General features: G+C 58.8%; 12 protein-coding genes and 1 tRNA gene. 9 read left to right on the top strand and 4 right to left on the bottom strand.

The features are described 5' to 3' along the window. Window positions 1–43 precede the first annotated feature (43 nt). Window positions 44–1,534, top strand: a complete 1,491-nt coding sequence (gene pyk, locus ACIQH5_RS11255) for a pyruvate kinase (RefSeq protein ID WP_400403153.1) — start codon at window positions 44–46, stop codon at window positions 1,532–1,534. A 160-nt stretch (window positions 1,535–1,694) separates the two neighbouring features. Here the strand turns inward: pyk and ACIQH5_RS11250 are convergent, their stop codons facing one another. Then, entirely contained in the window at window positions 1,695–2,300 is a 606-nt protein-coding gene (locus tag ACIQH5_RS11250) for an ANTAR domain-containing response regulator (RefSeq protein ID WP_011774540.1), read from the bottom strand. A 198-nt stretch (window positions 2,301–2,498) separates the two neighbouring features. Here ACIQH5_RS11250 and ACIQH5_RS11245 point away from each other — a divergent pair. Both ACIQH5_RS11245 and ACIQH5_RS11240 read left to right on the top strand, forming a co-directional pair. After that, window positions 2,499–2,580 (top strand) — tRNA-Leu (locus ACIQH5_RS11245). 87 nt (window positions 2,581–2,667) lie between these two features. Further along, the gene (locus ACIQH5_RS11240; protein ID WP_400403151.1) at window positions 2,668–3,798 is read left to right on the top strand and encodes a tyrosine-type recombinase/integrase; all 1,131 of its coding nucleotides are present in this window, start codon (window positions 2,668–2,670) and stop codon (window positions 3,796–3,798) included. Between the two features lie 15 nt (window positions 3,799–3,813). Here ACIQH5_RS11240 and ACIQH5_RS11235 read toward each other — a convergent pair whose 3' ends face one another. Then, window positions 3,814–4,080 carry a hypothetical protein gene (locus ACIQH5_RS11235; RefSeq protein ID WP_400403148.1) on the bottom strand — a complete coding sequence of 89 codons (267 nt, stop codon included), beginning with the start codon at window positions 4,078–4,080 and terminating at the stop codon, window positions 3,814–3,816. Window positions 4,081–5,467: 1,387 nt separating this feature from the next. Between ACIQH5_RS11235 and ACIQH5_RS11230 the strand changes: the two genes are divergently transcribed. The 4 genes from ACIQH5_RS11230 to ACIQH5_RS11215 all read left to right on the top strand — a co-directional run bounded on the left by ACIQH5_RS11230 (window position 5,468) and on the right by ACIQH5_RS11215 (window position 12,896). Next, window positions 5,468–9,607 (top strand): hypothetical protein, encoded by a 4,140-nt coding sequence (locus ACIQH5_RS11230; protein WP_400403145.1) that lies wholly within the window; start codon window positions 5,468–5,470, stop codon window positions 9,605–9,607. A 625-nt stretch (window positions 9,608–10,232) separates the two neighbouring features. Then, window positions 10,233–11,249 carry a hypothetical protein gene (locus ACIQH5_RS11225; protein WP_400403143.1) on the top strand — a complete coding sequence of 339 codons (1,017 nt, stop codon included), beginning with the start codon at window positions 10,233–10,235 and terminating at the stop codon, window positions 11,247–11,249. After that, the gene (locus tag ACIQH5_RS11220) at window positions 11,246–11,701 is read left to right on the top strand and encodes a hypothetical protein (RefSeq protein ID WP_400403140.1); all 456 of its coding nucleotides are present in this window, start codon (window positions 11,246–11,248) and stop codon (window positions 11,699–11,701) included. The genes ACIQH5_RS11225 and ACIQH5_RS11220 overlap by 4 nt, the downstream gene beginning before the upstream one ends. Before the next feature lie 28 nt (window positions 11,702–11,729). Further along, window positions 11,730–12,896: an alpha/beta hydrolase family protein gene (locus tag ACIQH5_RS11215; RefSeq protein WP_400403517.1), complete on the top strand. Its 1,167-nt coding sequence runs from the start codon at window positions 11,730–11,732 to the stop codon at window positions 12,894–12,896. Here ACIQH5_RS11215 and ACIQH5_RS11210 read toward each other — a convergent pair. Continuing rightward, on the bottom strand, window positions 12,868–13,131 hold the full coding sequence (locus ACIQH5_RS11210) for a helix-turn-helix domain-containing protein (protein ID WP_400403138.1): 264 nt from the start codon (window positions 13,129–13,131) through the stop codon (window positions 12,868–12,870). The two genes, ACIQH5_RS11215 and ACIQH5_RS11210, sit on opposite strands and share 29 nt — an antisense overlap. A 200-nt stretch (window positions 13,132–13,331) precedes the next feature. Between ACIQH5_RS11210 and ACIQH5_RS11205 the strand changes: the two genes are divergently transcribed. Then, window positions 13,332–13,835 (top strand): hypothetical protein, encoded by a 504-nt coding sequence (locus ACIQH5_RS11205; RefSeq protein WP_400403135.1) that lies wholly within the window; start codon window positions 13,332–13,334, stop codon window positions 13,833–13,835. Here ACIQH5_RS11205 and ACIQH5_RS11200 read toward each other — a convergent pair. After that, window positions 13,789–14,112 carry a helix-turn-helix transcriptional regulator gene (locus tag ACIQH5_RS11200; RefSeq protein WP_128397298.1) on the bottom strand — a complete coding sequence of 108 codons (324 nt, stop codon included), beginning with the start codon at window positions 14,110–14,112 and terminating at the stop codon, window positions 13,789–13,791. The two genes, ACIQH5_RS11205 and ACIQH5_RS11200, sit on opposite strands and share 47 nt — an antisense overlap. Before the next feature lie 180 nt (window positions 14,113–14,292). Here ACIQH5_RS11200 and ACIQH5_RS11195 point away from each other — a divergent pair, with 180 nt between their 5' ends. After that, window positions 14,293–15,186 (top strand): hypothetical protein, encoded by an 894-nt coding sequence (locus ACIQH5_RS11195; RefSeq protein WP_400403133.1) that lies wholly within the window; start codon window positions 14,293–14,295, stop codon window positions 15,184–15,186. Window positions 15,187–15,230 lie beyond the last annotated feature (44 nt).

Genomic DNA, 15,230 nt, shown 5'->3' with positions numbered 1-15,230 from the left:
ACACTTCTTTTACTCAATCAGCATGACTACTTAGGGTAGGTATATGAGACGCGCGAAAATTGTGGCAACTTTCGGCCCGGCTATCTCCAGCTTCGAGAACACCCTCGCGGTGTTGGAGGCCGGCGTCGACGTTGCTCGCATGAACATGAGCCACGGCGACTACTCCGTGCATGACATCACCTACGAAAACGTCCGCAAGGCGGCCGCCCAGCTCGGCAAGCCTGTGGCCATCATGGCCGACCTCCAGGGACCCAAGATCCGTCTTGGCCGTTTTGTTGACGGACCCCACGAGTTGGCTGTCGGCGACACCTTCACCATCACCACCGAAGACGTCCCCGGCACCAAGGACATCTGCTCCACCACGCTCAAGAGCCTCACCGAGGACGTCAACGTTGGCGATGCCTTGCTCATTGACGACGGCAAGGTGGCCCTGCGCGCCATCGAGGTTGACGACGTCAAAGTTGTAGCCACGGTGACTGTTGGCGGCAAGGTCTCCAACAACAAGGGCATCAACCTTCCCGGTGTTGCCGTCAACGTCCCCGCCTTGAGCGAAAAGGACGAGGACGATCTCCGTTGGGCCCTCAAGCGTGGGGCTGACCTCATCGCCCTCTCGTTCGTCCGCGATGCCTCGGACATCAAGCGCGTCCACGAGATCATGGACGAAGAAGGTCGCCGCGTGCCGGTGATCGCCAAGATCGAAAAGCCGCAGGCAGTGGAGCAGCTCCACGAAATCATCGACGCCTTCGATGCCATCATGGTGGCCCGTGGCGACCTCGGTGTGGAATTGCCGCTCGAAGAGGTACCGATCGTCCAGAAGCGCGCCATCGAACTGGCACGCCGTTGGGCCAAGCCGGTCATCGTGGCCACCCAGGTCCTCGAATCCATGATCGACAACCCGCGTCCGACGCGCGCCGAGGCTTCCGACTGCGCCAACGCAGTTCTCGACGGCGCCGACGCAGTGATGCTCTCCGGTGAAACCTCCGTGGGCCAGTACCCCATCGAGACCGTCAAGGTCATGGCAAGGATCATCGAATCCACGGAGGTACACGGTCTTGAGCGCGTACCCCCGCTGGGCACCAAGCCCAAGACCCGTGGTGGCGCCATTACCCGTGCCGCCGTTGAAATCGCCGACCAGCTGGACGCGAAGTACATCTGTACTTTCACCCAGTCGGGTGACTCGGCACGACGCCTCTCGCGTCTGCGCCCCGTCAAGCCCGTCTTTGCCTTCACCCCGGTGGAGCACGTCTGGAACCAGCTCGCCCTCACCTGGGGCATTCAGCCGGTACTGGTCCCCACCGTGGGGCACACCGACGAAATGACCGCGCAGGTTGACCGCAGCCTTCTGGACATGAAGCTCGTGGACGAAGGCGACCTCGTGGTCATCGCAGCCGGTTCCCCTCCAGGACAGGCCGGTTCCACCAACTCGCTGAAGGTCCACAAGGTAGGCGACCTCGCCGACACGTCCACAGTGGACTCGTCGCGCAAGGAGCCTGTTGGCCCGTGGCCTGAAAAGAAGTCCAAGACCAAGGCGTAGTTCTTAGGTTGTGAAAAGCGGGTCCCGCCTTCAGGCGGGGCCCGCTTTTGTTTGTCGGCTTTGGGTTTTGACCGTGGTGAGTACCGCTGTTTGTGGCGTGTACGACGGCGGCCGTCCACCTCGCGTGAGGTGAGCGGCCGCCGTCGTGCGTTGCTTTGTGTTAGTTGACCTGGTTGATGATGGTTTCGGCAACCTCACGCATGCTGAGGCGACGGTCCATGGAGGTCTTCTGGATCCAGCGGAAAGCTTCCGGCTCCGTCAGGCCCATCTTGGTGGTCAGAAGGCTCTTGGCGCGCTCTACAAGCTTGCGCGTAGCGAACTGCTCCTGGAGGTCGGAAACCTCGTTCTCGAGCGCCTTGATCTCCTCATGGCGGGACAATGCGATCTCGATGGCCGGGATCAGGTCCGCGGGGGAGAACGGCTTGACGACGTACGCCATGGCGCCGGCGTCGCGTGCGCGCTCCACCAGTTCCTTCTGGCTGAAAGCGGTCAGTAGGACAACAGGTGCAATGCGCGCCTTGACGATCTTCTCAGCAGCCGAAATACCGTCCATGACAGGCATCTTGACGTCCATGAGGACGAGGTCAGGCTTGAGTTCCTCGGCCAGCTGCACAGCTTTCTCGCCGTTGTCTGCCTCGCCGACGACGTCGTACCCCTCGCCCTTCAAAATCTCGATAATGTCCAGGCGGATGAGGGTCTCATCCTCGGCAACGACAACGCGTCGGGCCGGCTGGGCTGTGGACGTGGACTCCGTCTGTTCGGTCACGGGATCTCCTTGAAAAGGTTCGGCGGGTTCATGTCCATCTTAGTGTGGACTCTTTGATGGCAGGTTTTTGTTGCATCAGCGCGCCCGGTTCTTTGAATCAGCCTATCTGCATGTATAGTAATTTCGCGTGCTGGGAAAGGATTGCGTTGCTCACAGAAGTGAGAGCAGTCAGCGAGATTTAACTTCCCGGTAATCCGCGCCCGAGTGGCGGAATTGGCAGACGCGCTGCACTCAAAATGCAGTATCGAAAGGTGTGTGGGTTCGAGTCCCACCTCGGGCACGATGTTATCGCAGGTCAGGGGCCGTAATGGCCCCTGACCGTGTACAAAACCCCTAAAAGTGTGTACAGCGGCGTAGCGTTTTATCTATGGCCAGCATCTCTACACGACCCAAAAAGGACGGTTCCCAGTCCTTCATGGTCCGCTGGCGGGACCCCAAAACTGGCAAGGCCCAAGGGCTTACTTTCGTCTCTCATTCTGAAGCCGAGACCCTGAAACGGTTGCTCGACGCCAACGGCCAGAACTTCGAAGTGGCCCAGCACGCGATCCTCGAAAACGCCAAGCGAGTGCCGACCGTCGCCGAGGTGATCCAAGAGCACATCGACCTTCTGGTTCGACCCTCCAGCGGCACCGTGAAGACTTATCAGACCATGCTCGACCTTCATGTGAAGAAGGTCATCGGCGGACTGCCCGTCGACAAGCTCGACTACCGAGCGATTGCGTTCTGGGTGAAGTCCATGATGGCCAAGGGCCGTTCGCCGAAGACGATCAAGAACGTGCATGGCCTGATCTCGGCTGCCATGAACACTGCGGAGATGCTCGGTTACATCACGCGAAATCCTTGCCGTGGTGTGCAGCTGCCGAGCGTCGAGAAGGCAGAGGACGAAATGATGTTCCTCACCCACGCGGAGTTTGGGCTCATCATGGAGAACATGGGGGAGCGGTACCGAGATTTTACGAACTTCCTGGTGATGACCGGAACGCGGTTTGGTGAAGCAACGGCGCTGACCGTGGCGGACATCGATCTGCTAGGAAAGCCTGCGACCGCCCGCATCAACAAGGCTTGGAAGCGGGATGGGCAGAACCAGTTCTACATCGGGCCGACGAAGACTCGAGCTGGGAAACGCACGATTGGGCTGAACCCGGCGCTGGTGGATCTGTTGGTTCCGTTGGTTGCTGGCAGGCCGAGCAGCGAGCTGCTGTTCACGACGCCCAAGGGGGAGCGGATCGTGCACAAACTGTACTGGCACCATTACTGGGTGCCGGCGGTGAAGGCGGCACAGCTTCGTGGGCTACGGAAGGATCCACGTATTCACGACCTTCGGCACACGCACGCGTCCTGGCTGATTCAGGATGGGGTGCCGATCTTTACGATCTCGCGACGGTTGGGGCACGCTTCCATCAAGACCACGGAGCAGGTTTACGGGCATCTCATGCCTGAGGCGCTGCAGGTTGGTGCCGACGCGACGGAGCGTCAGGTCGCGGCGTTCATGCGCTGAGGCCGTCCTGGCCAGCTAGGAGACAAGTCGATTGCGCGCCCGCGTGCCTATGAGCCTGGTGCTGGTTGTACCGGCGCCGTGCGCCGTAGATGACGGATGGGGAGTCGGCAACACCTCGTTGAGCCTGGCTATCTCTGCGATGTGCTCGGAGGTGAAAACGATCTTGCCTTTGCCCCAGCAAGCGTGCGGGAAGCGCCCGGCAGCTGCGCCATCACGCAGCCATCCTTCCGTGCAGCGCATAAGTGCTGCAGCTTCTGCAGGTTCGAAGAATTCGAGGTCCATCGCCCTCCGATGATCGATCTCTTCCGTAGATATTCATCCGGAGTCACTGACATAAAGACATGACTATTGCGCAAGCGACGGCCGGTAACTTCGCATTGGAGCCCCTTAAGTGGTGGCCCGGCCAACTTCCCCTTGAATACGAAAATAATCAAGGGCACAGACGATCCATCGGCCCAGTGCTTCAACATCATCACCTGCGTATGCGTACGTCGCTTTAGCCGGCGTTGATGCGCTAGCGCAGTGGGAGGGCTCCTATCAAGAAGTGTTGCTCAGTGGGGCGGTGTCGGAAAGCCACAGGTGGCTAATCGCGTGCGCGGCGTCGCCAGGGTGTGGCTTGATGATTCGACTGATGCGCAGACCACCTAAGTTCTCGAGGACGCGGTGAGGTGACAAATTCGGCCCGGGTACTCCTTAGGATGTTAGTCATGTTCCAATGTTGCGGTCGCTGCTTGTGCGGTTTGTCCTGTTATCTCGTCGTGGGAAGCGTTCTCTCGGCAAACCGTTTGCGAGGATTTCTCGACTCGGCCGAAGTGAAGCAAGCGGCGCTGACATGGCCGAAGTAGGAGCATCCCCATACTCCACCGGAGGCGGTGGAGTCACGTTGGAGCACACGTATGCAGCATGCCTGTTGGCGGCACTCCTGGCAGGTGAAGCAATCCCTGAACTTGGGGATCACTTGAAGGTTTCGGTCATGCGTCTCCAAGCGAGGGACATTAGCGCAATCGATGACATCGTTGTTGAAGGCCACGACGCACACGGGGTTCTCCATCGAGCTTCTGTTGGAGTGAGGCGGGACCCAAAGCTGGTAAGAAGTGATTCGTCATCAGTGCCGTTGATCCGCGACTACCTCCGCATCATTACCGACAACTGGCAGGAAGTGAGATCGGGTAGGTGGTCGTTGGTGCTGGCCGTTGGGACAACTCGGGCAGCCCATCGCGAGTTTGGCGAACTAGCCGCCTTGGCCCGATCTGTTCCGGATTTGGAATGCTTCAGTAGCGCCCTCGTACGGTCTGGTACAACGAACAGTCAGATCAGAAACCGGCTTGCGCACGTCACCGCTCTCGTAGATCAAGCGGCTGGCGAGCTGCCAACCGAGTTAGACCTCACCACGGCGGAACTCACCTGGCGCTTACTGTCGGGCATGAAAATTCGGCACCTTCGCCTAGAGGGCTCAGACACATCCGATCGCATCGTGGCAGTTAATGCCCTTAAAAGCGTTGTGACTGATCACACCGTAGAGGCTGCTGACCTCTTGCTCCTCAAAGTATCCGAGCTCACTGCGTCTTGGGCAGCTCGCGGTGCTGTAATTACCGAAGCAATGCTGCGGAAGCAGCTAAGTGCCTATGGCCTTGAAAGGTCACAGTCACATGGCCGAGCCTGGGACGTCATGGACCGACTCGCGATCAGGCTACGTGATTCGATTCGACCCGGACTCGGATCTGTAAGCAATCTCCTTGAGCTGGAGCGCAAGGTGGAGAGAGCCAACCTTGAAGCCTGCATGCGAAATGTGAGTGATGATGGAGGATCAATCGTCGTCACCGGCGAACCCGATGTCGGAAAGTCGGCGCTCTCCCTCCGCGTGCTGGAGACGATGGGAGACGGAGGCGCAGTAGTTGCCAGCCTGAGCCTCCGAGATCTCCCTGCCAGTGTTTCCGACTTTGAGGAACAATTGGGTGGATCAAGCCTCGACGAGGTCATGACCACGGGAGAGGCCCAGGCCCGTCAACTGCTGCTGATTGACGGTAGTGAAGCAGTGCTCGAAGGAAAAGGCGATGTGTTTCGCGCACTGACAACTGCAGCTCTCAAGGCCGGTATTGGCGTCATCGCCGTTACACGCACCGATGGCGCAAGGCAGGTTCGCGAAGACCTAGTCCGGGCCAGCGAGGTTGCACGCATTTCGCAAGCTCCGGTTGAACATGTGGTTGGACCGCTCTCTGAAGAGGAACGACGTACGCTCCCATCTAAATTTGGCGTCTTGGCTCGTCTGAACGGCGATTCGCGCGCTGACTGGCTTTTGGGCCGCCCTGGCTTGGTTGACGCCCTCCTCCGTTCGGGCGCGGTTGTTGAGCCAAAGAACGTCTTGTGTGAAGCCGAAGTCTTTTCGGCCGTTTGGCGAGGACTCGTTCGCCGAGACGAGCGGCGTGGGCCGGGTATGATCTCCGCTGAGGACAGAGAGAACGCAGCCCTCGCTGTGGCTCGACGAACGCTGGGACTTGTCGCTGTCCGTGCCTACGGTACAGCCGTGGCAGAGCTCAAGTCCGACGGTGTACTCAGGATTCCGAATGATCCAGCGTTCTCATCAGGTGACGAGTTTTCGACGGATCTCTTCCGGGACTTCTCACTCTGTCGATTGTTCCTAACTGATGGCTGGGGGAACCTTACCGAGGCAGGGGCGCCGCGCTGGTCGATACGTGCGGCGCGGCTCGCTTGCCAGGCGTACTTGTTGCGTGGGGAGCGGCACCAGTCGTGGTCGCTCTTAACAAGGGAATTCGGAGCCATTGCAGAGATGATGGGCAGCCGATGGGCAGAAGTCCCTTACGAAGCTTTGCTAACTCTTAGCGATGCTGAGTCAGCTATCCATGAGCTCTGGACGAAGCTTGAAGAAGCTGACTATAGCGGACTCCGGACTCTCTTGAGACTCGCAGAGCAACGCTACGTACAGGGTACGTTCGGCGACCCGTTTGCACTTGCTCCAGTCGTCAAAGCGGTCTTTGCCGACCAGCCATTGTTCAACCGGGTCTCGGGAGCGACTAGCTCAGGTTTGACTAAAGTCGTTAGACAAGTAGTGCTTGCTTGGATTCGGGGCTTGGCATCGGCTGGCTGGGGTCAGGAAGAACTTCGGCAGATGGTGCGGGACGTCGTCCTAGAGCAAAGTCCGCCTCTCTATGATGAGTTTGCTGTCGAGCTTTTGGCTACTCTTGGCCCGGACATTGATGATCGAACCGAGGCGTGGCTGCGTGACGTCGCAAGTAAGCGCCCAGGCAACCTTCATCCCGCTGTGGAATCGGCGGCCACGGCGATCAGTATGTCAGCCTCTCACCCCAACCTTTTGCTGGATCTTGCCGAGTCTTATTACATTGAAGCACCCGACCCCGAACAGACTTGGGGACGAATGGGCTTGTTTGACGATGGCATCAGAGATCTCAAGCACGGTCCTGGCTTAGGCCTTGGTGTTCCCCAATCGGCTTGGTATTACGGTCCGTTTTTTCGCCTTTTGAGTACCGTTCCGCTTGACGCACTCGCCTTCATCAATCGCATGTTGAACCATGCCACGACGTTCCGATTGCAAAGAGATACGGAGCACCCCGCGCGGCTCGGCGAGTCCGTGGAACCGGAGGGGCTATGGCTAGACATCACAGGAACGGGCCCACGCTTCTATCATGGCGACAGTCAGGTATGGGCATGGTACCGGGGAACAGGAGCAGGGTCTCACGCTTGCATGAGTGCGCTCCTTGCCCTGGAACGCTTTGTGGACTACCTGTATGAAGAGGCTAAAGTCGACGTCCCACGCATATTCGAACTGCTACTGGAAGACTGCACTAACATTGCGGTCCCGGGTTTATTGTTTGGATTCCTAACACGACACCCTGACCTGGTTGGTGATCGTCTCGACGCCTTCCTCAGCCATCCCGAAGTCTGGCATTTTGAGACTGCGCGAACGACAGTTGGCCTTAGTTTCTTTTCCCCAGATGCAGATGCGGAGAACCTGACCGGAGCCCAAAGACGAGGCCATACGCCGCACGACACAGTTGGCACGATGGTTGTCAGCGCCCGACTCCGAGGTGACCATGAGCGGCTCGCCAATCTTGCAAATATTGGAGATCAACTCGTTGCAAATGCGCGAAAGAATCTTCGCGGTGCATCCGGTGAGGCGGAGTACATTGCCATGATCGAGGGGTGGGCGGCAGAGTTCCGGTTCGAGAGTTATAGTGCCAAACAATCTGACGGAGGACTCGTCATTGAATTTGAGCGCCCAGAACACGTGGAGAAGGCCTTGGCGGCTCGAAACGATGACCTCCAGACCACGATCAACCTCTATGGATTTCAGAACAGCTATTCTAGGTTGAATGGAAGCCCGGTTGAGTGGGCAATGGATGATCTACCGGACGACCTGACTAAAGCTCGGAGCATCAGTGAACGGGGCCTTCCACAGGACTCCCTTTCGCCGGAGGACGGCCTAGTTGCGGTCGCCTCCGCAGCCGTCCGCGCGCATGCTTTCGGGCTGAAAGTCATAGAGAACGTCGATCTGATGTGGGCGGCCGAAGCTGTGATGTTGACGGCAGAAAACCCTAAAACTGATGATCTGAGCCATCACGGCATCATGTTTCCAATAGGCGCTGATAGGTTAGCCGCCGTGGCCGTGCCGCTCCTTCTCACGAATAAGTTCGACAGCTTGGGACTAGATCGTCAGCGTCTGGACGAATGCCTGCGGGCGCAGGCTACGAGCCACAACGACGAAGTTCGAATGAAATATGCCGAAGGTTGCGAGCACATCTGGAGTGATCCTTGCTCGTATGCTCCCAATTCCGGTCCATGCTTGCGGCACGGCTCAGCTTGGAATGCTGCAGTTGCCAGTTTGGCTGACGCCCAAGGCGGCCAGCGGAGTCACAGTGGGCAGCGCAAGACCATCCGACCGCTCCGTCCTCCTTTCCACAAGTCTCTACCGAAGGTCGACAGCGATCGTCTTTTGGTGAACCACCTTCGAATGCCCATCGCATGTATGGTCGATGCATCGGCAGCGGCTTGCCTGAAGAAAGAAATTCGTCAGCTGTGGGACCCACTTTGGAATGCCGGTATCCGTGGAGTGCATCATTCATGGAGCCAAGGATTTGATCACCTTGAGATCATGCGGCACGAGCCAATCACTCGACGGCTGATCGATTTGGCGATCGACGGCGAGACAAGTCCCCTGGAAACCCACGTCAGAGCGTTCGCCGGCGACGCAAGCGCGCTTCACTTATTGCTTGAGAGCTTGACGCAGGTGCTGACATACGGGGATCGGCAGAGAAAGTCTCTGGGTGTTCTTTGGCCATGGGTGATGCGGGTGGCTTTGGATGCGGTGGGCGACGGCGCGGCTCTCCGGGCGCAGCGCCCCTGGGGCGGCTACGCAATATCGGCCATACTGCCGGTCCCGAATCCTCGGTCCTCTGACCCTGATATCGACGCGACGCTCGAAACATGTCGCCGAAACTGGATTCAGCCCGATGTCATAGCTGAAGTTGATGAGCGATGGCTCCGTCTTGCGGAAGGGCAGCCAACGGCTGTGGATGCCATAGTTAAATTCTCCCGTAGCGCGGCCCGAGAATGGCAAGCTTCGATTGCCCTCACCTGGATTGAAGTAGTCATAGGTACCCGCTTTGAAGTTTTTGCTAATCGTCTTTACTACCTTGAGAACTGGCTGACGGAGCTCCGGAATCTCGGGGCATTTACCAATGGTGACGCCCAAAGCCGGTACCACAGGATCGTGGATGGACTCGCTGCCGCGGGGGACCATGGTATGGCGAACCTCCAACAATTAGATGAGTGAGGGACGTGAGTGCGACCGGCCTCTGGACATGTCCAGAGAGCGGATGTTCAATGTATTTGAGGGTTCGCACCGGTCCGAGGTGCGGTGGGACGCGCTACGATTCACGCGAACCGGGGTCAACGTCACTGGGGGTGCCCATGCAAGTGAACCCAATCTACTCAGGGCAGTCGCCGGCAAAACGAGCAGCGAATGCCTTCGATTCCTTGTCGCTGCCGTCCCACCTGAGCTTGGAACGCCTGGTCAGTGTGGTCGAAGGTGTCCGGCGTCGTCCAATCGAAATTGAGGCAGCCGGATTTCTGAACGGAGGATCGGTGTGTGGTCTTTGGCTTTCGACGGATGAAGTCGAAGTCATTCTGCATGCCGTCAGTCCTTCGGGGCTACACCGGCAGCAGTTCGTGCTTCATGAGCTGGGGCATATGGTCCTGCGGCACGATGAACTTGTCGTTCCGGTGGACTACGTTGGGGTTCTTTTCCCAAATCTTCCGCCAAGTTTGGTGCATCGCGTCTTGGCGCGCACCAGTTTCGCTGATGAGTTAGAGGCAGCCGCGGAGTCTCTCGCGGACCTCTTCGCCGCAGCGATCAGGAATAGCGCGAGGGAACCGAGGTCGTTCGAGAGGGTTTTCGGATGATTCAGGTTGCGGCGGCGGTCTTGATTTGGTTGCTGGTTGCCTGTCTGCTGCCAGGAACTCGTCGACGGCGAGACCACAGTGTGTTGACTGCGGCCATCACGATTGCTGTGGCACTCACGCTGAATATCGACCAGGTCTATTCGAGTCTCGACGCAGCGTTCGGCGGCCGAAACTACGTAGACCTTCTGGCAAATGTCTCCATGGTCGTTGGTATCTACTTTCTCTCCAGGGCAATTATCCGGGCAGCGACTCCTGACGATGTGGGAGAGAGGCGAGACACGCCAGGCATTGTTCTCCTCGGCCTCGTGATTCTGGGGCTCTCGCTCAACTTCAGCTTCATCTCTACGCATGGAAGCTCGACGCGTTTCATGCTGGACTATGGCGATCAGTTCCCAGCTGCGTCATACTCGGCGATCCAGTTCGTCTACATCGGTTACGTGGTCAGCGTCACCGGAGCTACGTGCTTCCGGTTCCGCACCGGCATGTCGAGGCCCTACTACCGCCTGGCCTTCACGTTCATTGGAATTGGATGCGCGCTGGCCGTGTTACTTGTAACGCTTGTGCTCGCTATGGACGCCTTGCATTTGCAAGGCCAGCTCGATGCCATGCGCGCAGTATCGCCTGCATACGATGCGACGATGATTGCCGCCATGGCGTTCCTTTGCGTGGGCCTGGCCATCCCGCCTGTTGCACGGCGGATAATCCGCCGCAAAGAGTCCGAGACCCAGGATGAGTTGTTTCGCGGGCTCAGCGGAGTGTGGGAAAAGACAGCTGGGAGGAGGCAAGATGTCCGCCTGCAGCTCGGCGTCGAATCACTAAGGCAGCAGGACCAGGCTCGCAAACTGCACAGGATGCTCGTGGAGGTGCAGGACGCTCTTCTCGTTGAGCCAGGATTAGCGAGTTCCTTGGATATCCGCGAGCTTAGAGTATTGAGTGCTGTCGAGAATTATCTGGCTGGACCGATTGACCATGGAACGAAGGTGCGGAAGGGAAGAGGGGAGCGGGCGCTATGACGGATGATGGTGCCAACGTTTCCGAGACGCCGCAGTCCAAGTTGGCTCGAAAGCTCAACTTGCTCCTCGATCTCTATGAAGCAGGTGGCGCAGAGACTCTGACCTACCCAAAGATCAGCAGGCACATGAGTCAGCGGGGAACCCCGCTATCGCGATCTCGTTGGGCTTACATGCGCAGTGGAGACAGTTCACTGGCTACTGATGCCGCACTGCTAAGAAATCTGGCTGAGTTCTTCGGTGTGGACCGTGACTACCTCCTCGACGATGCAGGGGAGATTCCGCGGCTAGTGGACGCGCAGTTGGAGCTTCTTCGGGCTTTGCGGGAGTCGCGAGTGCGTAATTTTGCCGCCCGACAGCTGCAGGGAATCTCTCCAGAAACGCTGGAGAAGCTCCGCCAGGTGATCGACGACCGGAGGAAGCAGAAGGGGGAGAACGGTGTCGGTGACAAATAGGCAGCTAGCCGTCGATGCTGGACTGTCGATGGGATGGGTCGCGCTCCTGGCGGGTCTGTGTGGATCTGCGTACTTTGCACGTCGGGTAGTCGTACCCAAATACAGCCGTCGCGAGGACCTTTCCATTCGGTCGGTGTACCCCGGCAATGATGGGCAACTTCTTATTGAACTTCCGGCAACCAGACACACCAAGGCGGATGGACTGCACAGCTTATGGTTTGCGAAGGGGACTGGCCATGCCTGCTTGGGTCAGGTGGTTGAAACCAGCCCGGACAGAGACTCCGTCACTCGTGTGGTGGAGCGCGTGGACTCCGGAAACCTTGCACAGGCACCGGCGGGTATTTGGAGTGGGTACGTCTACTCAGAGCCCGAACAACTAGGCCTGCCTTACCGAGACGTTGAGATTACCGTCGACGACGGCGTGGCTCCGGCCTGGAGATTCGACTCACCTCCTGCAGACAGGGCTGGGACCTGGGCGATCCATATCCACGGAATGGGGGGCAGGAGAGCTGGTTGTCTTCGAGGCATACCAGTCACCAGACGTCTGGGACTGACCTCGTTGGTTGTCTCGTTCCGAAACGACGGCGACGCACCGCCGTCGTCCGATAACCGGTACCGACTCGGCGAAACCGAGTGGCGCGACGTCGAAGCGGCTATCAATCATGCCGTTGCCGAAGGCGCTGAGCGCATTGTGATCTTCGGGTGGTCATTGGGCGCGGCCTTAGCCCTACAAGCGGCAGCCCTTTCAGCGCACGCTCCTCGGATAGTGGGGATGGTTCTAGACGCCCCCGTCTTTGACTGGCGTACAACGTTGCGCGCGAACGCCAAGGCCGCCAGGTTGCCACGTCCGCTCGTGCAGTTGGGGTTCGCCATCCTTCAGTCGAAAGCGCTTCGGTGGGTGACCGGCCTCGCCGAACCGATACACCTAGATGCCCTGGATTGGCTAGCGCGGGCGGGGGAGCTGAAGAAGCCGATCCTGATCCTCCATGGCAGGAAGGATGACACCACCCCGTTTGAAGCATCTAAAAGGGCTGCGACGGTGCGGCCCGACCTCGTCAGCTTGGTGGAGTTTGAGTCCGTGGGCCACTCTCTCGAGTGGAATTTCGACCCCGACAAGTGGGAGCACTCCGTTGAGGACTGGTTCCACGGGCTCCCGCTGGCTGCCGCTAGTCCTGAACAGGCGGTGGCGTCGTAGGAGGCATTTGCACGGAGTATTGGTCGGCCAAGTCGATGAGCTGGCTCTCAATAAGCGCGGGCCGAGCAGCGAAGCGCTCACCGTCCAAGTCATGAACAAGGCCGGCTGACTCGAGGAGCATGAGATGACGTCGAATGGTGGCCTTCGAAGTCTGGAGCTCTGAAGCCAAGACGTTACGGGTGGCTGGCCCGCTCCTTATCAAGAAGCGGAGTATCTGGGTGCGTGTTTGGTTCATCAGGATGGATGTCGACATGCAAACCACGGCTCGGGGTGAGAAGGCTGAAAGCTGTAGACGGGTCTACAAGGACAGGATACGCCTGCGGTCATCCGCACAACAGATTCAAACTGCAAATGATTGTGTCGGTACGGCGCTCGCGGAATACTGATGGCGAAGGAGCCATGGTCACGGTCAGACAGGCAATCGAAAGGTGGAGCATGCCGGCGAATGACGCTAGCCGCAACGGCGAGCCACCGCAGGCAACGCTCGCGCGGCGATTGAACCTCCTGTTGGACGTCGTTGTTGCCGAGAGGGGATCGCCGGTTACTTTTAGGGAAGTCGAGGCCGGACTCCTGGCTCGGGGTGTCAAGATCTCACGGGCCAGGTGGTTCTACATGAAGGATGGAACTGGACGTCTGGTCAGCGATCCTCAGCTGCTCACCGCTATCTGCGAGATGTTCGACGTCGATCCTTCTTATCTGTTGAACGGTGTGGAAGGCGACATTCCTGAGCGCATAGATTCACAGTTGGAGTTTGTGAAGTCGTTGAGGGCGGCCCGAGTGAAGACATTTGCCGTCAGGACGCTGGGGGATGTATCCCCGGAGACACTGCGCGCTATCAGCGAGCATCTGAACAAGGACATCGACCTCCACCCACATGGAGAGAGGGCAGCAGCTACTCCTCCAGGACATAGCGAAGGTGAGCGTCCAGCAGCTCCTTGATGCGAGCGGGATTCGCTGAGTACCGCGGGGATCGGCCGTGGCGGCGCCCGGCCGGAACGTCGACGACGATCGCCCCCACCTGCTCGAGAGCGACCAGATGCTTTGCCACACTTGGCTCGCCAGCGCTGACGGAATCCACGATGTCGCCGCGCGTCGCGGGGCCGAAAGTCGTGAGGAACCTCAGTATTTCGTTCCTTGCCCTGTTTCCAAAGGTGGCCACAGCTGCCTCGACGTCGGGCGACCAGGCGTCGTCGTGAGGCTGCGTAATCCGTGGCATGGCTCAATTCTTGCCGAACAACATGAAAAAAGTAAGAACCGGACTCTTGACGATACTTAAAGTATCTTCGACAATAAATTTTAGATGCTTTGGTTTGCGGCTGAGTTGGTTCGGCTGCGACAACGTGGCCACTTTGCGGCGAACGTTAGTGAACAGTAGCTATTCGAAGCGGTGAGGGCGATGAGCCTAAACGACAAGATTGAGCAGGCCGAACAACTGCAGTCACGTCCCGGAACGGTGGACATCTCGCTTACTGGTCCGCCGGAGCCGATGTTGTCCGTGTCTGCTGACCAAATGATGCGAGCGGTTGAAGGGGTGCGGCGCTACGTCGTTTCTCACTTGGCTCATATCGGACGCGCATGCGATGTTGACGACGTCCTGCAGGACATCCGCGTAGCTGTCTGGAATGGGATAGCTCGGGGGAGCTACCGCGCGTTCCCTGGGGTCCCCTTTGAAGCGTGGGTCCAGGGCGTGGCGTCCAACATCTGCGCCGCGCACGCCCGACGCGAGCTCAACCACAAGACGCTGCCTTTGCTGCTAGACCCCACGGGCGACCAGGTTTTGGGTTCCTGGGGCCGGATCTCAGCGATCCTCATCGCGCAGGACAACCCGGAAAACCAGGAGATCATCGACCATGAGTGGGCAATTATGGTCCTGCAGTTGACTCGAGAAGCTGTCTCTGTACCGACGTGGCGGATGGCCGTTGAGAGCCTTACCACGCCTCGCCAATATGCGCTCCCGACGCCGCACGACCGCCGACGTTGGAACGCCGTAACTGCTGTGCGCCAGACTGCGAAGACAGTCAGCTTGGCGCTCGATGTCACCCCGGGCAGTATTGGCGATATCGGCCAACTCTGTCAGCGTGCGGTTGAGTGTCTCCCAAGTGTCCTCCTGCGTGAGGTCGCCAACGCGATAGTTCTTCCCGACATTCACGGATCGGAACGGCAAGCGGCGATTGCTCGGCTGGCCCGGGAGCTGGGCGTCACCGATCGCTATGTTGCTGTGCAGATCGGCACTGCACGTCGCCTGTACCAAACTGCTTGGCGCGTGGTCCGCCGGGCGGCCTCCTTCTAACCGGCGGAGGACTTGCCTCCGTAGCGGACAACCCATGCCTTCGA

The organism is Paenarthrobacter sp. NPDC091711, from assembly GCF_044756605.1.
In the GTDB taxonomy this organism is placed as follows: domain Bacteria; phylum Actinomycetota; class Actinomycetes; order Actinomycetales; family Micrococcaceae; genus Arthrobacter.
This window is presented reverse-complemented; position numbering and strand designations above follow the sequence as displayed.

Coding starts and splice junctions, on each gene's coding strand:
- ACIQH5_RS11205 (WP_400403135.1), top strand. CDS start 13,332: ATGCCGGCGAATGACGCTAGCCGCAACGGCGAGCCACCGCAGGCAACG.
- ACIQH5_RS11240 (WP_400403151.1), top strand. CDS start 2,668: ATGGCCAGCATCTCTACACGACCCAAAAAGGACGGTTCCCAGTCCTTC.
- ACIQH5_RS11235 (WP_400403148.1), bottom strand. CDS start 4,080: ATGGACCTCGAATTCTTCGAACCTGCAGAAGCTGCAGCACTTATGCGC.
- ACIQH5_RS11195 (WP_400403133.1), top strand. CDS start 14,293: ATGAGCCTAAACGACAAGATTGAGCAGGCCGAACAACTGCAGTCACGT.
- ACIQH5_RS11220 (WP_400403140.1), top strand. CDS start 11,246: ATGACGGATGATGGTGCCAACGTTTCCGAGACGCCGCAGTCCAAGTTG.
- ACIQH5_RS11210 (WP_400403138.1), bottom strand. CDS start 13,131: ATGAACCAAACACGCACCCAGATACTCCGCTTCTTGATAAGGAGCGGG.
- ACIQH5_RS11200 (WP_128397298.1), bottom strand. CDS start 14,112: ATGCCACGGATTACGCAGCCTCACGACGACGCCTGGTCGCCCGACGTC.
- pyk (WP_400403153.1), top strand. CDS start 44: ATGAGACGCGCGAAAATTGTGGCAACTTTCGGCCCGGCTATCTCCAGC.
- ACIQH5_RS11230 (WP_400403145.1), top strand. CDS start 5,468: ATGGACCGACTCGCGATCAGGCTACGTGATTCGATTCGACCCGGACTC.
- ACIQH5_RS11225 (WP_400403143.1), top strand. CDS start 10,233: ATGATTCAGGTTGCGGCGGCGGTCTTGATTTGGTTGCTGGTTGCCTGT.
- ACIQH5_RS11215 (WP_400403517.1), top strand. CDS start 11,730: ATGGGATGGGTCGCGCTCCTGGCGGGTCTGTGTGGATCTGCGTACTTT.